Annotated in this window: 9 protein-coding genes; 7 read left to right on the top strand and 2 right to left on the bottom strand. The window is 51.5% G+C overall.

Annotation, left to right across the window (positions count from 1 at the left end):
* The first annotated feature begins 26 nt into the window (after positions 1 to 26).
* The 7 genes from ACM9J1_RS08220 (at position 27) to ACM9J1_RS08190 (ending at position 15,357) form a co-directional block, all read left to right on the top strand.
* Positions 27 to 2,093 (top strand): hypothetical protein, encoded by a 2,067-nt coding sequence (locus ACM9J1_RS08220; RefSeq protein WP_415581552.1) that lies wholly within the window; start codon positions 27 to 29, stop codon positions 2,091 to 2,093.
* 139 nt (positions 2,094 to 2,232) lie between these two features.
* Positions 2,233 to 5,037 carry a helix-turn-helix and ligand-binding sensor domain-containing protein gene (locus ACM9J1_RS08215; RefSeq protein ID WP_415581551.1) on the top strand — a complete coding sequence of 935 codons (2,805 nt, stop codon included), beginning with the start codon at positions 2,233 to 2,235 and terminating at the stop codon, positions 5,035 to 5,037.
* 272 nt (positions 5,038 to 5,309) lie between these two features.
* Positions 5,310 to 8,444 carry a glycoside hydrolase 5 family protein gene (locus tag ACM9J1_RS08210; protein WP_415581550.1) on the top strand — a complete coding sequence of 1,045 codons (3,135 nt, stop codon included), beginning with the start codon at positions 5,310 to 5,312 and terminating at the stop codon, positions 8,442 to 8,444.
* A 21-nt stretch (positions 8,445 to 8,465) separates the two neighbouring features.
* The gene (locus tag ACM9J1_RS08205) at positions 8,466 to 10,340 is read left to right on the top strand and encodes an Ig-like domain-containing protein (RefSeq protein ID WP_415581549.1); all 1,875 of its coding nucleotides are present in this window, start codon (positions 8,466 to 8,468) and stop codon (positions 10,338 to 10,340) included.
* A 67-nt stretch (positions 10,341 to 10,407) separates the two neighbouring features.
* Positions 10,408 to 11,232: a glycoside hydrolase family 16 protein gene (locus ACM9J1_RS08200; RefSeq protein ID WP_415581548.1), complete on the top strand. Its 825-nt coding sequence runs from the start codon at positions 10,408 to 10,410 to the stop codon at positions 11,230 to 11,232.
* A 61-nt stretch (positions 11,233 to 11,293) separates the two neighbouring features.
* A complete protein-coding gene (gene bglX / locus ACM9J1_RS08195; RefSeq protein WP_415581547.1) occupies positions 11,294 to 13,567 on the top strand; it encodes a beta-glucosidase BglX in 2,274 nt (757 codons plus the stop codon).
* Between the two features lie 104 nt (positions 13,568 to 13,671).
* Positions 13,672 to 15,357: a family 16 glycosylhydrolase gene (locus ACM9J1_RS08190; RefSeq protein WP_415581546.1), complete on the top strand. Its 1,686-nt coding sequence runs from the start codon at positions 13,672 to 13,674 to the stop codon at positions 15,355 to 15,357.
* Between the two features lie 53 nt (positions 15,358 to 15,410).
* On the opposite strand, the gene ACM9J1_RS08185 is transcribed toward ACM9J1_RS08190, so the two are convergent.
* Both ACM9J1_RS08185 and ACM9J1_RS08180 read right to left on the bottom strand, forming a co-directional pair.
* A complete protein-coding gene (locus ACM9J1_RS08185) occupies positions 15,411 to 17,930 on the bottom strand; it encodes a T9SS type B sorting domain-containing protein (protein WP_415581545.1) in 2,520 nt (839 codons plus the stop codon).
* A gap of 296 nt (positions 17,931 to 18,226) precedes the next feature.
* Complete coding sequence (locus tag ACM9J1_RS08180; RefSeq protein WP_415581544.1) at positions 18,227 to 18,406, bottom strand: hypothetical protein; 180 nt, start codon at positions 18,404 to 18,406, stop codon at positions 18,227 to 18,229.
* Positions 18,407 to 18,409: the final 3 nt, after the last annotated feature.

The following is an 18,409-nucleotide window of genomic DNA, read 5'->3' as shown; positions in this document are numbered from 1 at the left end:
GTGTGCTTTAATTTAAAAGAAAAGCAATGAAAAACTCAAGAACGAAACTAGCCATACTGTTTTTTTTAATTTCAGTTGGGGCGACAGCGCAAGTAGGCGTCGGTACAACAACGCCCGGAGCCACACTTGACGTAACGGCTACCAGCTTGGCAGGCACTACAGTGGACGGTGTTTTGATCCCGAGGGTTTCAAGGCTTCGTGCACAAAGCATGATTGGCACGCCGACCTCCACCTTGATTTACGTAAACGATGTCACCACGGGCACGGCCACTGGAACCACGGTGAACGTAACGGCGGTGGGCTTTTACTTTTTCAATGGTACGGTTTGGGAACGACTGGCCTCGGGCGCCGCAAACGCTTGGAACGTCGTTGGCAACTCAGGCTTGTCTGGAACCACGAATTTCTTGGGTACGACCGACGCGGTTGATGTAGCCTTTAGGCGAAACAACGTCGCATCGGGTAAGATTGGGGCTACCAGTACCGGGTTCGGCGTCAATGCACTTACCGCCGGTGCGGCTACCAATAGTACCGCATTCGGAACCAATGCGCTGGCGCTCACTACGGGTGCCGACAACGTGGCTTTTGGAAATGGCGTGTTGCCACTAGTAACCACCGGAATCCAGAACACAGGCGTGGGCAACGCGGCATTGGCGACCACGACGGGCAGTGCCAATACCGCTGTGGGCTATCAGGCGCTCAACCTGAATGCTGGAGGCAACAACAGCACGGCCGTCGGGTTTCAGGCGCTTACAAGAAACACCGCGAGTAATAATACGGGCGTGGGTTTTCAGGCGCTCGCCAACAACATCGCCGCTACGCAAAATACCGCACTTGGCTTCCAGGCTTTGACAACAGCCAACGGCAGTCGGAATACTTCGGTAGGATATGCCGCTTTGCAACTCAACGCTGCGGGCAATGAGAACACCGCTGTCGGCAATTTTGCGCTGGGCCGCAATCTCGGTTCGGCCAATACGGCAGTTGGGCATGAAGCCATGTTTGGATCAGGCGCTGCTTTTGCCAATACGACGGCAGTAGGCTGGCATGCGCTTTTCGGCAATTCCGGATCGGGCAATACGGCAGTAGGTTACAATGCCTTGCAGGGCAACGGCGCTTCTACGGGAAACACCGCCGTGGGTTCGTCTGCGCTCAACAATGAGACAGGCGCCAACAACACCGCCATTGGTACGTCGGCCGGATTTGAAAACCAGACCGGAACCAACAATACCTATGTGGGTTTTGAGGCTGGGCGTTACAACACCTTCGCAGCCAACAACAATGCATTCATGGGCTATCAGGCCGGGCTTTTCTCGACGGGTTCTTTTAACGTCGCCATCGGTTCGAATACGCTTAAAGCCAATGCGGCAACCGCCAACAACGTTGCCATCGGATACAATGCACTTACGACCAATACAGGAACAGGCAACGTGGCCATCGGTTCTAATGCTGGTGCGCTCGAAACCGGTTCCAACAAGCTGTACATCGACAATTCCAACGCAGACCAGAGCAATGCTTTGATCTACGGCGAATTCAACACCAACATCGCACGTGTCAACGGTACGTTCCAGATCAATAATCCGGCGAACGCCAATGGTTATGCGATGCCGAACGTCCGCGGAACAAACGGTCAAATCCTCCAGACCGACGGCGCAGGCGGAACGAGCTGGGTCACCAATCCGGCAACGACGCTCTCTTTGGTACGCGCGCATCTGTCGGCCAACCAAGTGCTCACCAACGGCGGATGGCAGAAAATCGGGTTCAATACGGAAGTCTTTGATACCGGTAATGAATTCAACACGGCTACCAATCGTTTCACCGCAACAAAGGCGGGCTACTATCGCGTAGAAGCCGCGTTCCATACTGACAACCAGAGCAACACAAACCTGTATTCCATCGGCGTGCAGGTGAACGGCGCGTATTACCAGATGACGGCGCACGACCATTCCGGTTCGGGCAATGTAGAACGCTCGGTAAGTTGCATCGTGCAATTGGCTGTGGGCGGTTATATCGAAGTCTTTGCGGAAAATTTTGTCACCGGGGTAAACCTGGACAGCTACAGTGGCAAAACCGTGCTGGAAATCCAGCAAATACGATAATTTCAAGATTTAGTAATTAGTAGGGAAGTGGTTAGCGGCCGGATTTTTATCTGGTCACTAGCCACTAGCTACTACTACTTTATTATATTGCAACAACTTTCGGCCAACGCCGAGCAACAACAAACTGAATACCCTAGAAATGAAGATCAAATTCGCCCTTATTTGGTTGCTGTTTCCCGTTTTCCTCCTCGCGCAGGAATTGGCGCCCATCGTAAAATACAGCCCGGCCACGTATGGCGCAGGCAACCAGAACTGGATGATTTCGCAGGATGCACAACGGTTCATGTTCTTCGCCAACAACGACGGTTTGCTGGAGTTCAACGGGTCGGCCTGGACGCTGTATCCGTCGCCCAATGAAACCATCATCCGGTCTGTGCAAGTCGTTGGCGATCGCATTTACACGGGTTGTTACATGGAATTCGGATACTGGACCAGGGACGCGAACAACCATTTGAAATACCATTCGCTCAGCGCGAAAATCAAGAGCAAAATCGAGGACGATGAGCAGTTTTGGAACATTTTCCCGTATGAACAGTGGATGATTTTCCAGTCGCTTGACCAAATTCATATTTACGACACCAAGACGGGCCAATTTTCCGTCATCGCGCCCCGAAGCGGCATCCTGAAATCATTCCAGGCGAACGGTTCCATCTATTACCAAGTGCCTGGCGAAGGCTTATTCGAAATCGAGAATGGCAAGGGCAAACTTGTATCGAACCAACCGATGGCCGCCAACAGCAAAATCATTGCGATTTTTGCCACCGATGAAGGACTGCTGTTGCAAACCATGCAGCATGGTTTTTACACGTTAATCAACGGTGTTTTTTCGCCATTCGTAACCGATGTGGACGCGCAGATGGCCACGGGCAGCGTGTACAGTTGCCAGCAATTGTCGGACAAGGGTTTTGCGATAGGCACGATTTCCGACGGCATTTTCATCCTGACGGCCAACGGGAAGCTCCGCTACCACATCACGCAGGACAAAGGATTGAGCAACAACACGGTATTGTCCATCTTTGAAGATGTCGATCAAAACCTCTGGATCGGGCTGGACAACGGGATAAACTGCATCAACCTGCAATCGCCCATCCGGACGTATTCAGACAAAACCGGATCGCTCGGCACGGTTTATACTTCGCTGCTCCACAATGGGAAATTGTACGTCGGGACCAATCAAGGTTTGTTCTGCAAAACCTATTACACGAATGAACCTTTGCAGTTCATTGCCGGGACGAAAGGCCAGGTTTGGTCGCTTTTTGAATACGAAGGCAGTGTGTTCTGCGGCCACAATTCGGGGACGTTTGTCATCGAAAATAATACGGCAACGCCCATTTTCTCGGCTTCGGGCACTTGGGGTTTCGTGAAGATTCCGGGCAAGCCGGATTTGCTGTTGCAAGGCAATTATTATGGTATTTCGGTGCTGCAGAAAGTCGGAAACCAATGGAAATTCAGGAACAAGCTGGCCAAGTTCGATTATTCGGCCAAGCATTTCGAGATTTCCAGCGCGCGCGATATCTATGTGAGCCACGAGTATAAAGGCGTTTTCCGGTTTCATGTGGATGAGAATTTTGCGACTTGTTCTGCCCTGACAACGCTCGATACACCACGCAAAGGCAAGAACGCCAGCCTGATCAAATTTGCCAAGAAGATTTACTACGCCAGCAAAGACGGGATTTTCGTCCTCGACGATGCCAGCAAAACCTTCCGCAGAGACAAAACCCTGAGCGCCGTTTTCGAGAAAGACGAGTACACTTCAGGAAAATTGGTGGCCGACAGCTCCAACAAACTCTGGGTGTTTTCCAAAAACTACATCCATTATTTTACGCTGAGCAAAATCGGGAGCGCGCTCAAGAAAAATACGATCCCGATTCCGTTGTCGTTGACCGGTTCTATGCTCGGATACGAAAACGTGACGCGGTTGTCCAACTCGATTTTCCTGATTGGCACGACCGACGGTTATTATACCATCAACCTCAACGACTTGCGGCTCAAGAACAACGGCGTGTCCATTACAGGTGTCACGATCAACAAACTAGACGAGAAACTGATTAGCTGCCCGGTGAAGCAGGCCGGCGAATTTTCATCGGACGAGAACAACATCATCCTGAATTTCACCGTGCCCGAATACAACAAGTACATTTACACCGAATACCAGTACATTCTCGAAGGTTTTCAGGAGGAATGGAGCAATTGGTCGGCCCGGACAACGGCGAATTTCAAGAACTTGCCGCCTGGCGATTACACGTTCAAAGTGCGGGCGAAGATTGCAAACTCGAACCCGAAAAACTTCGCCACGTACAGTTTTACCATCGCAAAACCGTGGTACGCAACCTATCTGGCGCTGTTCATTTACCTGATATTGCTGGTGTTGCTGGCGCTTTACGTCAACAAAACCTATAAGGAATATTACCGCAAGAAAGAACAGAAGTTGATCGAGGAAAACAACTTGCTCTTGGAAATCAAGGAACTCGAGAACGAGCACCAACTCATGAAACTCAAGAACGAACAACTGTCGAGCGACGTTGATAGCAAGAACCGTGAACTGGCGGCCTCGACGATGAGTTTGATGAAGAAGAATGAACTCCTCGCCCTGATCAAGGACGACTTGAAGCGCACCAGCGGCAACAACGACGACAAGAACATCAAATCCGTCATCAACACGATTGACGAGAACATTTCCGAGGACAATTCCTGGGCGATTTTCAAGGAAGCCTTCAACAATGCTGACAATGACTTTTTGAAGATTGTCAAGCAGGCGCATCCGTCGTTAACACCGAACGATTTGCGCTTGTGCGCGTACCTGCGATTGAATTTGTCGTCCAAGGAAATTGCGCCACTGTTGAACATTTCGGTCCGAAGCGTGGAAGTGAAACGATATCGTTTGCGTAAGAAAATGGATTTGCCGCACGAAACCAGCGTTGTGGAGTACATTCTCTCGATTTAGCCCGCTACAACAACCGCGGTTTTAACCATACATTAACCATACAAATCGGTTTTTCTGCCCGAAGCAAAGCGGGTTACGGTGTCCGTCATTTCGCTTAAGAATACCGTAAACAAAGGTGCTGGAAGAAATTCGCCGGTAACGCCTTTTTGTATAGTTTCTTTAGACGAACCAATTGAATTACAGAAATATAAAAAATGTAGTTTTAGCAAATCGCTAACAATTGCGCGCATTCACCAAATTTCGAATCACACCAAATCAAATAGACTATTCAAATGAGAAAACTGTATTTATTTTTCACCTTTTTTATTTTTTCTTCGGCCGCCGTGGCTCAGGGCAATAGCGTTGTCGTGTCCAATGGCAGCGACGGTTCCAAACTGATCGTGGACGGAAAAGATTTTGTCGTCAACGGCATGAACTGGGACTATTATCCCATCGGCACAAATTACACGTATAGTTTGTGGAACCAGCCGGACGATTTCATCAAGCAGGCACTCGACGAGGAAATGGGATTGCTCAAGAACATGGGCGTAAACACGATCCGGGTCTATGCGGGCATGCCTAAAAAGTGGATTGAATACGTCTATGTAAACCACGGCATTTACACCATGCTCAATCATTCTTTTGGCCGATACGGACTTGATTTGAACGGTGCGTATGTGCCCAATACCGAATATGCTGATCCGCAGGTGCGTGAGTTCCTGTTGGCGGAAGTCAATAAACTGGCCACCGAATACAAAGACACCAAAGGTTTGCTGTTGTTCCTTTTAGGAAACGAGAACAACTATGGTCTCTTCTGGGACGGCGCCGAAACCCAAAACATCCCGATGCCGGAGCGTGTTACCACCAAACGCGCCGTGGCCATGTACAAACTCTTAAACGAGGCTGCGGTTTCCATGAAAAGCATCGACGGCAAACACCCGATTGCCTTCTGTAACGGTGATTTGATGTACCTCGATATCATCAGCCAGGAGTGTAAAGACTTTGACATTTTCGCTACCAACGTGTACCGCGGGAATTCGTTCGGCGATTTGTTCGAGCGTGTTAAGAAAGAGTACGGGAAGCCGGTATTGTTCGCGGAATTCGGCGCCGATTCGTTCAACGCCATCACCAATCAGGAAGACCAAACCTCGCAAGCGTATTATTTGCTTGGCCAATGGAAGGAAATTTACCAGAACACAGCCGGTTTGGGCAAAGCCCAGAATGCCATCGGCGGCTTTACGTTCCAGTTTTCGGACGGCTGGTGGAAATACGGCCAAACCTCAGGTCTGGACGTCCACGACAGCAACGCCTCATGGTCTAACGGCGGTTACATTCGCGATTTCGAGCAAGGCCAGAACAACATGAACGAAGAGTGGTTCGGCATCTGCGCAAAAGGGCCAACCAATGCGAAAGGTTTTTACGAACTGTATCCGCGTGCGGCGTATTACGTCTTGAAGGAAGTTCACAAACTCAATCCGCTTACACCGGGCACATCGGTGACCGCCATCGACAACTATTTCAACAACATCCAAATTACCGATGCCACTTTGCGCGCCCGAGGCGACAAGGCTGCACTCGATGCCCAGAAAGGCGGCATGATCCGGTTCAGCAAGCTCAGGGCGGAATTCACGACCTTCAACACTGGCGGCTCGCTCATCACGACGCCTACCGATCCAAACCCGAACGTTACGGAATTTCCAAACAAACTCGGCTTTGACCACATGCAGAGTTTCTACGTTGGGGTCGAAGGAAATCCTGCACCGAACATGCGCGCGAATGTCGAATTCAACATCCTGGGAAATGTGGCGCTCAACCCGATTGACCAGATTTTCTACGAAAACCGTGGCCGCCCGATTACCGTCGAGAACGACGGTGTAGACCAACGCGTCGATTCCAACAACCGCGTACAAGTCTATAGCGCGAGCTACACCTGGAACCACAGTCATTTCAACCTGACCGGTTTTTACCGTACCGGCCATTACCACTGGGGTTACGAAGGCGATTTCTTCGGATTGTACCCGGAAGCCAACTACGGCCCGAACATCGACACCTATAATGGTATTGCACCATCAGGCTTTGAGATTGAAGGCAAGAAAATCTTCAACGGTTTCAAACTCGCATTCGGCCCACAACTTTGGTGGGGCGCCAACCCGGCCGTTTTGTTGAAATACTCCAAGACCATCGGCAAGTTCGGCGTGACCGGTATTTTCCACGAAGACCTTGAACAACAAACCAACACCGAGAGTTCATTCGCCATCCCGCAACCGAAAACCAGGAAATTCACGCTCGCCATCAACCGCAAAGTCGGCAAGTTCGGTGTTGACGTGGGCGGCATCTGGGCCGGTTCGCCACTCAATGGCCGTCCGTATCAATTCGTCCGTGGCGACGAGGGCAACCAGCAGGTCTATGAAGCCGAAGTCGAATCCAAAGACAATTGGGGCGGCAAGGCAAAAATTACCTACACAGGCGGCAAGTTCAACTGGTATGGGCAAGGTGCGGCGTACGGCTTGGTAGCCAACGGCGGCGGCGATTACACACAAACGTTCACCGGCTGGCGACTCAAGGAAAGCGGCGTGGGCAACAACTACAACTTCCTGACAGGTTTGACCTATTCCATCGGAAAACTTCAGATTGCCCCGAACTTCCTCTACCAAAAACCGCTCGAAGGCCCGATTACCGCCGATGTTCCGGCACCGGGCAGGCCGCGCAACATCTTGGACGATCCGTTCGTGGTGCGCGCCAACCGCGAGCAAACGGCAGGCGAAATCCTATTCACCTACGACCCAACGCCGGGCAGTTGGATGTACAACTGGGACAGTGACCGGACCGAAGACGCAAAATTTGCCATCAGCGCAGGCTTTGTGTACCGTCATTACCCGACATCGCAAGATGCGGCCATCGGTATTTTGGGCGACGGACGTACCACGTTCGCCTTTGACGGCGCGGCTCCGGCCAAAGACCTTTATGAAATCAATGCCCGCATCGTGTCGAAACTCACTAAGGATTTGGGTTTCATCGCGACATTATATACCGGCGATGCCCAGGCCAACGGCAGCGACTCGCGCACCATTCATCGTTACGGGATGGATTTACGCGCCATTTACAGAAAACTCAAACTCACGTCGTTCGTCAGGATCAATGATTGGGGTCCGTATGACTACCACCGCGATTTCAACTTGACGTATCCGCTCCAATTGATGGCCGACCTTTCCACAGAAATCGGCAAACCGGATTGGTTTATCCTGCCGGGCACACGCATCGGCATCCGTGGCACGTGGCGTTCACTCGACCGTTACTCGCCAAGGTATAACCCGACGCAAATCCTCGATCCTTCAGGCCAGTGGGTTCCAGATCCAACAGCCATCGGCTTCCCGAACGGCAACGAATGGGAAATCAGGACGTACATCCATATTAATATCGGTAACTAAAAAAAAATAAAAGAGAAAAAGATGAAAAGATATGCAACATCCAATCTGGTAAAGTTACTGTCCTTGTCGGCCATGGCTTTGGCAGTGTTTAGCTGCGAAAATGAGCCGGAAGACTTTCAGGAAGCCAGTTATTCCAAAAACCCACAAGTCTTTATCGACAATTTCAGCACGGGCTTGAATTACGCGTCATTTGGTGGCGCCGTGGCCAATGCATTCCAGGTCGATAATGAAGTAACTTATAACAATTCGGCGGCATCGATGCGTTTCGATGTCCCGAATGTGAACGATGCATCGGGTGCTTACGCTGGCGGATCTTTCTTCACGACTGTTGGGCGAAACCTGACCGATTACGACGCGCTGACCTTCTGGGCGAAAAGTTCCGTGGCGGCGACCATTGACGTGGTAGGCTTCGGCAACGATTTCGGCGAAAACAAATACCAAGCTTCCATTTCCGGAATGCAGATCAGCACGGTCTGGCGGAAATACATCATTCCAATCCCGGATCCGTCAAAACTGACCGTAGAAAAAGGCATGTTCTTTATTTCTGAAGGTCCAGAAAACGGCAGCGGCTATACGTTCTGGATCGATGAAGTTAAATTCGAGAAATTGGGCACCATCAACCCGCAACAGCCGCAAATCCTGGGCGGTCAAAATGAAGTGCAAACGTCTTATGTGGGCGTTACCAGCACCATCGATGGCTTGGTCTGCGCCTTTAACATGCCAAACGGCATCAACCAGGGCGTAAATGTTACCCCGGCGTATTTCAACTTTACGTCTTCAAACCCTGCGGTGGCTACCGTGGACGAAGTGGGCAATGTCAGCACGATCGGGTCGGGCACAGCAGTCATCACCGCTTCGGTCAATGGCGTGGACGCTTTGGGTTCGTTGACCTTGAACTCTCAGGGCGCGTTCCAACCTGCGCCGCTGCCGACCGCCGATGCAGCGGACGTCATTTCAATTTTCTCCGATGTATATCCGAACGCGCCGGTAAATTATTACAACGGATACTGGCAGCCTTACCAAAACACGCAATCGGCAGATTTTACCGTGAACGGCGACAACGTCTTGAATTACACCAACTTTAATTTCGTAGGCATCGAGTTTTCAACGCCAACCATTGATGCGTCTTTGATGTCGCACTTAAATGTGAGCATTTACATTCCGAACGCCTTGCCGGGTGGCGCGAATTTCCGCGTCCGTCTGGTTGACTTCGGTGCAGACGGTGCTTTTGGCGGCGGAAACGATGTAGGATTCACCCTGACTTTTACCGCGCCGACATTGATTTCGCAAGGTTGGACAAACCTCCACATTCCGCTGGCGAATTTCACCGGATTGCCGAGCAGGGCGCATTTGGGCCAGCTCATTTTTGAAGGCACGAACATCACGAATTTCTACGCAGACAACATTTATTTCGAAAGCGACGGCAGCGTCATCCCGACCACGCCAACAACGGCCGCACCAACGCCGAGTTATCCGGCTGCAAACGTAACATCTATCTTTAGCGACGCCTACACCAATGTGCCGGGTTCAGACTTGACCCCGAATTGGGGCCAGTTAACCACGGCATCACAAGTGTCGATTGCCGGAAACAATACGCTGAAATACGCCGGGTTGAACTACCAAGGCTTGCAGTTGGCCAGCGGCATCGACGTATCGGGTAGGAACTTCCTACACCTCGATTATTACTCCGCGAATTCAACGGCTCTGAATGTGTATCTCATCAGCCCCGGGCCGGTCGAGAAACTTTATGCCTTGACCGTTCCGACGACGGCCGGATGGAACAGCGTTGACATTCCGTTGGCGTCTTTCGCACCGGTAAACCTCACCAACGTCATCCAGTTGAAGTTTGATGGCAGCGGTGATATTTTCCTGGACAACATCTTATTCAGAAATTAATTTTTCCACAAACAACCACCGCTATCCCGGTGAAATGCCGGGATAGTTTTAGAAAATCAAGAACACGATGAATCAATTTTCGACTTTTTATAAAAAACCATTGGCGATGGCCTTGCTGGCCGCGGGCGCTACACTTTTTACCGGATGCGACGAAGAGGAAAAACAAACGGTTTCCAGCCGCAACTGGCAATTGGTATGGAGCGACGAGTTTGAAGGCACGGCCGGAACCTTGCCTGATGCCTCAAAATGGGGTTATGATCTGGGGAACAACGGCGGCTGGGGCAATGCTGAATTGCAGAGTTATACCAACGATCCGGAAAATGTCTCGCTCGACGGTAACGGCAATCTGGTCATCACGGCCAAGAAAGCGGGCAGTTCCTACCGCTCGGCGCGCGTCAAGACACAAGGTAAATTTTCACAGGCGTATGGCCGTTTTGAGGCGCGACTGAAAACACCTTACGGCCCGGGCATCTGGCCAGCATTCTGGATGTTGGGCGACAACATCGGCGAAGTGGGTTGGCCCAATTGCGGGGAAATCGACATCATGGAATTGAAAGGGCAACTGCCTTACGTCATCAACGGAACGGTGCACGGCCCGGGTTATTCTGCGGGCAATGCGATTTCATCGGCGTATGCGTTGCAGAACGACCGCTTTGACCTCGATTACCACATTTTCGCTGTGGAATGGTCTGAAGATCACATCGATTTCTTCTGCGACGGGTACCTGTACAAGCGCATCACCAAGAGCGATGTTCCCGGCGAATGGGTGTACGACCAGCCGTTTTTCATGATCTTAAACGTGGCCGTTGGTGGCAACTACGTTGGTTTCCCGACAGACCAGACGCCATTCCCGCAAAAAATGACCATCGATTACGTTCGCGTGTATCAATAAGCTTTTCGAAAAAGACAACGGCCGCCACCGTGAGCAGCGGCTTGTCATAAATCGCATTACAATGAAAAAAAGTGTATCGCTTCTGATGCTGTTGGCTGCTTTTTCCGGCGTAGCCCAACACAAAGACATTGACCAAAAAGTCGAGGCGCTGTTGGCAAAAATGACACTGGAGGAAAAAGTCGGCCAGCTCAATCAATACTCGGGCGACAATACCGTGACCGGGCCGCTGACCATCAACCCAAACAAGGAGCAAGAAATCAAGGACGGGAAAATCGGGTCGCTGCTCAACATCATGGGCTCGCGATACACGAGGCAGTACCAGGAATTGGCCATGAAATCACGGATGAAAATTCCGTTGCTTTTCGGGCTGGACGTCATCCACGGCTATAAAACCACATTCCCGATTCCGCTAGCAGAAGCCGCGTCCTGGGATTTGGCAGCCATAGAATTGTCTGCACGTGTTGCAGCGCGTGAGTCCGCGTCAAGCGGTATCCATTGGACGTTTGCCCCGATGGTGGATATCTCGCGCGACCCGCGCTGGGGCCGTATCATGGAAGGCGCCGGTGAAGACACGTATCTGGGTTCGGCTATAGCTTATGCCCGCGTCAAAGGTTTCCAGGGCAAAAAGCTGGGCGACCTGGATGCCGTCATGGCGTGCGCGAAACACTTTGCGGCGTATGGAGCAGCTATCGGCGGACGAGATTACAATTCCGTTGAGATGAGCGACCGCACTTTGTGGGAGACGTATCTGCCACCGTTCAAGGCGGCGCTCGATGCAGGTGCCGCGACATTCATGAATTCCTTCAACGACATCAACGGCGTGCCGTCTACGGGCAACAGGCATTTGCAACGCGACATCCTCAAAGGACAGTGGAAATTTACGGGTTTCGTAGTATCAGACTGGACGTCGATCAACGAAATGATTGCGCACGGTTTCAGCGCCGACAAGAAAGATGCGGCGTTTGCGGCCATCACGGCCGGTAGCGACATGGACATGGAAAGCAGCGCCTACCGTGAAAATCTTGCACAACTGGTCGCGGAGGGTAAAGTGCCGGAAGCCATTGTGGACGACGCCGTGCGAAGAATACTCCGCAAGAAATTCGAGCTTGGGCTTTTTGACAATCCATACCGTTTCAGCGACGAAAAGCGCCAGCAGAAAGAACTGAATAATCCCGAAAATGCGAAGGCTGCCCGTGAGGTTGCGGCCAAAAGTATCGTCCTGCTTAAGAACGAAAAGAATATTTTGCCGTTGTCCAAAGGCACCAAAACCATCGCCTTCATCGGGCCAATGGTCAAGCCAAAAAGGGCAAACCACGGTTTCTGGGCCGTTGATGTGAAAGACATCGATTCCACGTACATCGTGTCGCAATGGGAAGGCTTGGAGCGAAAAGTAGGGAAGAACACGAAACTGTTGTACGCACGCGGCTGCGGATTCAACGACACCAGTAAAGCTGGTTTTGCCGAAGCCATCGCCGTGGCCAATCAGGCCGATGTAGTCATCCTGAGCATCGGAGAAAAACACGACATGAGCGGAGAGGCCAAAAGCCGCAGCACGATCAACTTACCCGGCGTTCAGGAAGAACTTGTCAAGGAATTGCAGAAAACCGGAAAGCCCATCGTCATCCTGATTAACGCAGGCAGGCCATTGGTTTTTGACTGGACGGCAGATAACATGCCGACAATCGTTTACACGTGGTGGCTGGGATCGGAAGCTGGCAACGCCATCGCCGACGTATTGTTTGGCGACTACAATCCGTCCGGGAAATTGCCGATGACTTTCCCGAGAAACGAGGGCCAGATTCCGATTTATTACAACCATTTGAATACCGGCCGGCCAGCCAAGAACGAAGACGACCACATTTACGTTTCGGCCTACATCGACCTGAAGAACACGCCGAAATTCCCGTTTGGCTTCGGCTTGAGCTACACGACATTCGCTTACGCAGACTTGAAATTGTCCAAAACGGCCCTGAAACGCAGCGAAACCCTGACAGCTTCGGTCACGATTACCAACACCGGAAAAGTAGCCGGCGAGGAAGTCGTGCAATTGTACCTTCGCGACAAAGTGGCGTCCATCGTGCGGCCGGTAAAAGAGCTGAAAGGTTTCCAAAAAATAAAATTGGCGCCGGGCGAAAGCAAGACGTTGACCTTTACGATTGACGACAACATGCTTGCGTTCTACCATGCAAACCTAGATTTTAAATCCGAAGCCGGACAGTTTGACTTGATGATTGGCGCGTCGTCCGAAGACATTAGGCTCAAATCAGGATTCGAACTCTTGGAAAGCCAAGGCGTCAACAAGGACGAAAGCAATCTGTCGATGCCGAAGCCGTAATAATATGCCCAGCGATTCCGTCGCGGCACCAACAAATAATCAAGCGACACAGATTGATTTCAGGGAAAATCCGTTCAATCTGTGTTTTTCATTTTACGTTTAGTATGGAAAAGATAATAAAGACTTTTTTGACGCTTTTGTTTGCCTCTTCAAGTTTCTCCCAAGTCGATGTCGTGTACAACAACTTAGTTTGGGCCGATGAATTCGACGGAAACGGTCCGGTCAACGCCGCCAATTGGCACCACCAAACCCAACTGCCTTCCGGCGGAAGCTGGTTCAACGGCGAGGTGCAGCACTACACGAACCTTCAGGCGAATTCATTTGTGGATGCCGGCGCGTTACACATCGTCGCCAAGAAACAAACCTACACGGACCAAGGCATCACAAAAGAATACACTTCGGCGCGGCTGAACTCAAAATTTGCCTTCAAATACGGTAGGGTCGATGTGCGTGCGAAAGTGCCCATTGGTGCCGGAACCTGGCCAGCCATCTGGATGTTGGGGCGCAACGTCAACGAAGACGGCGGTTATTTCGATGCCACATACGGCAACACACCGTGGCCGGCTTGCGGTGAAATCGACATCATGGAACATGGGATTTTTCCGTCGCAACCCATCGATTACGTCCAGAGTACGCTGCACACGCCGTCGTCAAACGGGAATTCCGTGAACCACGGCGGCACGATCGCGACAGATTTGCAAAACACCTATCATGTCTATTCCATGAATTGGTCGCCCAACCAAATTACTTTCCTGCTGGACGGCGTGGCCTATTACACGTACAATCCTGCGGATAAAAATGCCAGCACATGGCCTTTCGACGCCGAACAATACGTGCTGCTCAACATTGCCATGGGCGGCATCGCCGGCGGCATTCCATCCAATTTCAACCAAGCGACCATGCAGATCGACTATGTTCGGGTGTATCAAAATACCACTCCGGATACGCAGGCGCCGCTGGATTTTGCGGGTACAGTTGGGAACGTCGGCAGCGACCAAGTCGAGTTATTGCTGCAGGCCGAGGACAATTTCGGCACCGTGGTTTACGAGGTAAGTTACGGCGACACAACGCTTTCGTTCAACCGCACTTCAGGATTGCAGTCCGTCATCATCCCGGATTTGCTCCCGTCCACGAGTTACACGTTCACGGTAACGGCAAAAGACCTGGCCGGGAATCAGGCCGCGAACAACCCGATTGTGCTCAACGCGACCACAACCGCAGATTTGAGTTGCGCCGGTACCGACAATCAGTCCCAGCAAGGCACGTTCGCCATCGGTTACAACTATTCGTTCGAAACCATAGGGAATAATGTCGTGATTACTTTTGAACTCCTCGATACAGGGTTGGTGGGCGTCGTGGGCATTTTGTGGCGCCAATCGCCGTTTGCGGAAATCAACATGGATCAAGTATCCGGGAATGTCTTTACGAAAACCATCACCAACCAGACGCTGGGCGCAACGATTTCCTATGCCGTAAAATTTGCCTATGCGGGCGGGCTGGCCGTGACCAAATATTTTCAGTACGTGGTTGGGAGCAGTTGTGTGCTCGGCACCGAAAACCCATTGTTGCAGCAGTCGTTTGCATTTGAAAATCCTGCCCGCGATACCGTGCACATCCATTCTGTTTCGGCCATCGATAAAATAGCGATATACAACACCTTGGGCGTCTTAGTGGGCGAAGTGAACCATGCCAATGAAATTCCGGTGCGCCATTTATCGAATGGGGTTTACCTTCTGGTCGTGCAATTGGGCAACGAAAAAAGTGTTCGCAAATTGATCATCAGTCAGTAAAGCAAATCATCAGACACAAAAAAAGCCCTGAAACATCGGGGCTTTTTTGATGACTATTGGGCGCGATTGATGTAAATCCAACCCGTTTTGGCCGGCGCATCGGGCAATTCAATGACGTAATAGTACGTGCCGTCGGGCAGTTCGTTGCCGTCATCGGCTTGGCCATACCATTGTTTTTGGTAGTCCGCTTTCGTATAAACGGCCATGCCGTAGCGGTTGTAAATGCGCAACTGCCGCACATTGAAACCTTCCAGATCGAAGTAGTCATTCATCCCGTCGTTGTTGGCAGAAATCCCTTTTTGGATGACGCCGCCGCACGCCGTTGACAGCACATTGATTGTTTCCGACGTGCTGCAGCCGCCTTGCGTAATTACCAATTCATACACACCCGGGCTGTTGACCGCTACCGAAACGTCGCTCCCGATTTGAATGTCATTGGCGTTGAACCAAGCGTAACTGGCATTCGACGCATTTTCCTGCACGGCATTCAACACGAAGGTATTGCCGTCGCATCCGCCGCTAATGCTGAATACCGGAACCGGATTGACGACAATGGTCAAGTTCGTAGGCAAGGCGCATTGGCCGGGCGTTGGCGTAAACGTGTACGTGGTCGTGGCCGTATTGTTCAAGGCCGGTTGCCACGTTCCTGCGAATCCGTTGTTGGACGTCGTGGGCAGCGCGTTGAGAATCGCTCCGGCGCAAATGACCGGCACCGCATCAAAAGCAGCCGCAACAGGTTGGTTGACGACAATGGTCAACGTGGTGGCCGATGCGCATTGGTCGGGTGCAGGCGTGAACGTATAGGTCGTAGTCACCAGATTGTTGAGCGCAGGCTGCCAAATTCCGGCAAATCCATTGTTGGAAGTCGTGGGCAACGCATTCAGATTTTCGCCGGCGCAAATCGCGGGTACGGCGTTGAACGTTGGGGTGGTTGCGGGCGTTACGGTAACGGTGACGGTTTTTTGATAGAAGCAACTGAGCGTTTCCTTAAACGTGATGTCGTCGAGGGCAAAATCGTTGCCACCGCTGGCAAAATTCCGGTTGTAGATCGTGAAAGTGGCCGTTGTATTCGTACCCGAATTCCAGTTGTACGACACTTCGGTCCATAAACAGGTAGTGCCCGGGGCGGTTACTGGCGCGCCTTGTGAGACGCCGTTGATGATGACTTCCAGTTGCGCCGGATTTTCGGGCGCGGCCGAAGCCACGAAATAGGAGAACGTGTATTCGGTATTGGGTGTGACCGCGACTGGATTTTCATTGCTCCAAACGATCACGTTCGCCAACGGAACTGTTGCGCCGTCAAAAACCATCATGTTTCCGTTGCCGGTCGTGTGGTCGGCGCCCGTGCAAAAAGGCGCAAACCAAGCCGCCGGGTTGGTCACGATGCCATACGCGCCCTGAACGCCAAAAGGATTTGGATTTTCCACGTAATTGTATTCGGTGATGAAAGCCACATCGCCCTGCGAAAAATCGCCATTTTCGATGAGATTGATAGGCGATGAAACGCTGCCCGACGTGACGGTATAGGTAGTGGTAACCGCTGGGCTGACGGTCTGGGTGGCGTTGTTGGGGTTGGTGAGCGATGCGTCGGGCGGGCTGGCGGTCCAAGTGTAATTTCCGGTGCCGCCGGTGGCCGAAAGCGTTGTGGATGCGCCCGAACAAATGGTGGCCGCAGGGCTGAGTTGCAAGGCATTTGGCGCCGTCAGGACGATTCCGGTTTGGCTGTAGGTTTCGCCCGTAGCGTCAGACACGCTGATATTGTAAGTTCCTTCGCCCAGCCCGGTGAATATGCCCGTGTTGTTGGATTGGTTGGCCGAGCCCGATAAGACATAAGCCGTGTAGGGCAAAGTTCCGCCGGTAAGGGTCACCGTAATCTTGCCGTCATTGCTGTCTGGGCAAGTCGGGTTCACGGACGCAAATGAACCTTCAAGCGGCAGCCCGCCTTCAGTGATGGAAAAATCGTCAATCGCGAAATCATGCCCGATGGCTTGGCCGTTGTTGGTCTTCAACCGCACCATGACATTGTCGGCGGTGGCCACAAACGAATATTGGATGTTGACCCAGCCTTCCGCCGGAAGCGGTGCCAAAAAGTTTTGGTTGGTCGGATTAATGTTGTTCGCATTCACAAAGAATATCCCGATGTTGGCACGCGTGGCATCCGAAACCACTTCGTTCGAAACGGACTTGATCCAAAAACTGAACACGTAGGTCGTGCCGGCCGTGAATCCGGGAATGGCCCCGCCGGTACTTCCGGTGGTCCAGAAGAATCGGTTGGAAAGCGTCGAGCCGTCAAAAACCAACATATTGCCGGTTCCCGTGGTGTGGTCGCCGCTTGAAATGTATGTTGAATTCATGCTGGCCGGGTCGGTGGTGCGGGCATAAAAACCGGGCGTACTGGTGCCGTTGACCGGGTTGATGACCGTGTAATCGTGCACCAGAAATCCATTCGCGTTCCCACCGCTTTCAAAATCCCCATTGGTCAGGATTTGGGCATGCAGCGGCGCCATCGTCAGTGCCAACAGCAACAACAATCGTTTTGTTTGTCCGTGAAAATAACGTAGAAATCTTTCCATAGCGTAAAAAATGTGAGTATCATAAATGTATCGATACTTTTTTTACGAATGTTGCAGCGCGCAGCTATAAAAACCATACATCCGGCAAATTTCACCACTTTTAAAAACCGCCCAAAAGCCTTGCTGTTATTGTGCTTTGCTTTAGAAACTACTGTTTTGTTGTAGTCATGTTTGGGTAGAAAAATGCGCGACTTTCCGGTTTGACGCCGCTTTCATCGTCTCGTATTGGTTTCCCATTCACGAAGATGTGTAATGTTTATCGGCAAAAAAAAAGCGTCAATACATGACGCTTTCGATTACTTTTTGCTGGCGCAGCAGCCGGCCTTTTTCTCTTTGTCGCAAGACTTTTTCGCGTCTGGCGCACAAGCTTTTTCAGTTTTGGCTTTCTTTTTCTGCTTCGGCGCTTTTTCCTGTGCGTTCATGCCGAGTGAAAAAACCAGCGCCAGTGCCGACGCCAATACAATTGCTTTTTTCATGTT

The sequence above is a fragment of the Flavobacterium longum genome (genome assembly GCF_965137575.1).
Classification (GTDB): Bacteria; Bacteroidota; Bacteroidia; order Flavobacteriales; family Flavobacteriaceae; genus Flavobacterium; species Flavobacterium longum.
The sequence above is the reverse complement of the archived record's forward strand: the minus strand, read 5'-3'. Positions and strand labels throughout refer to the sequence as shown.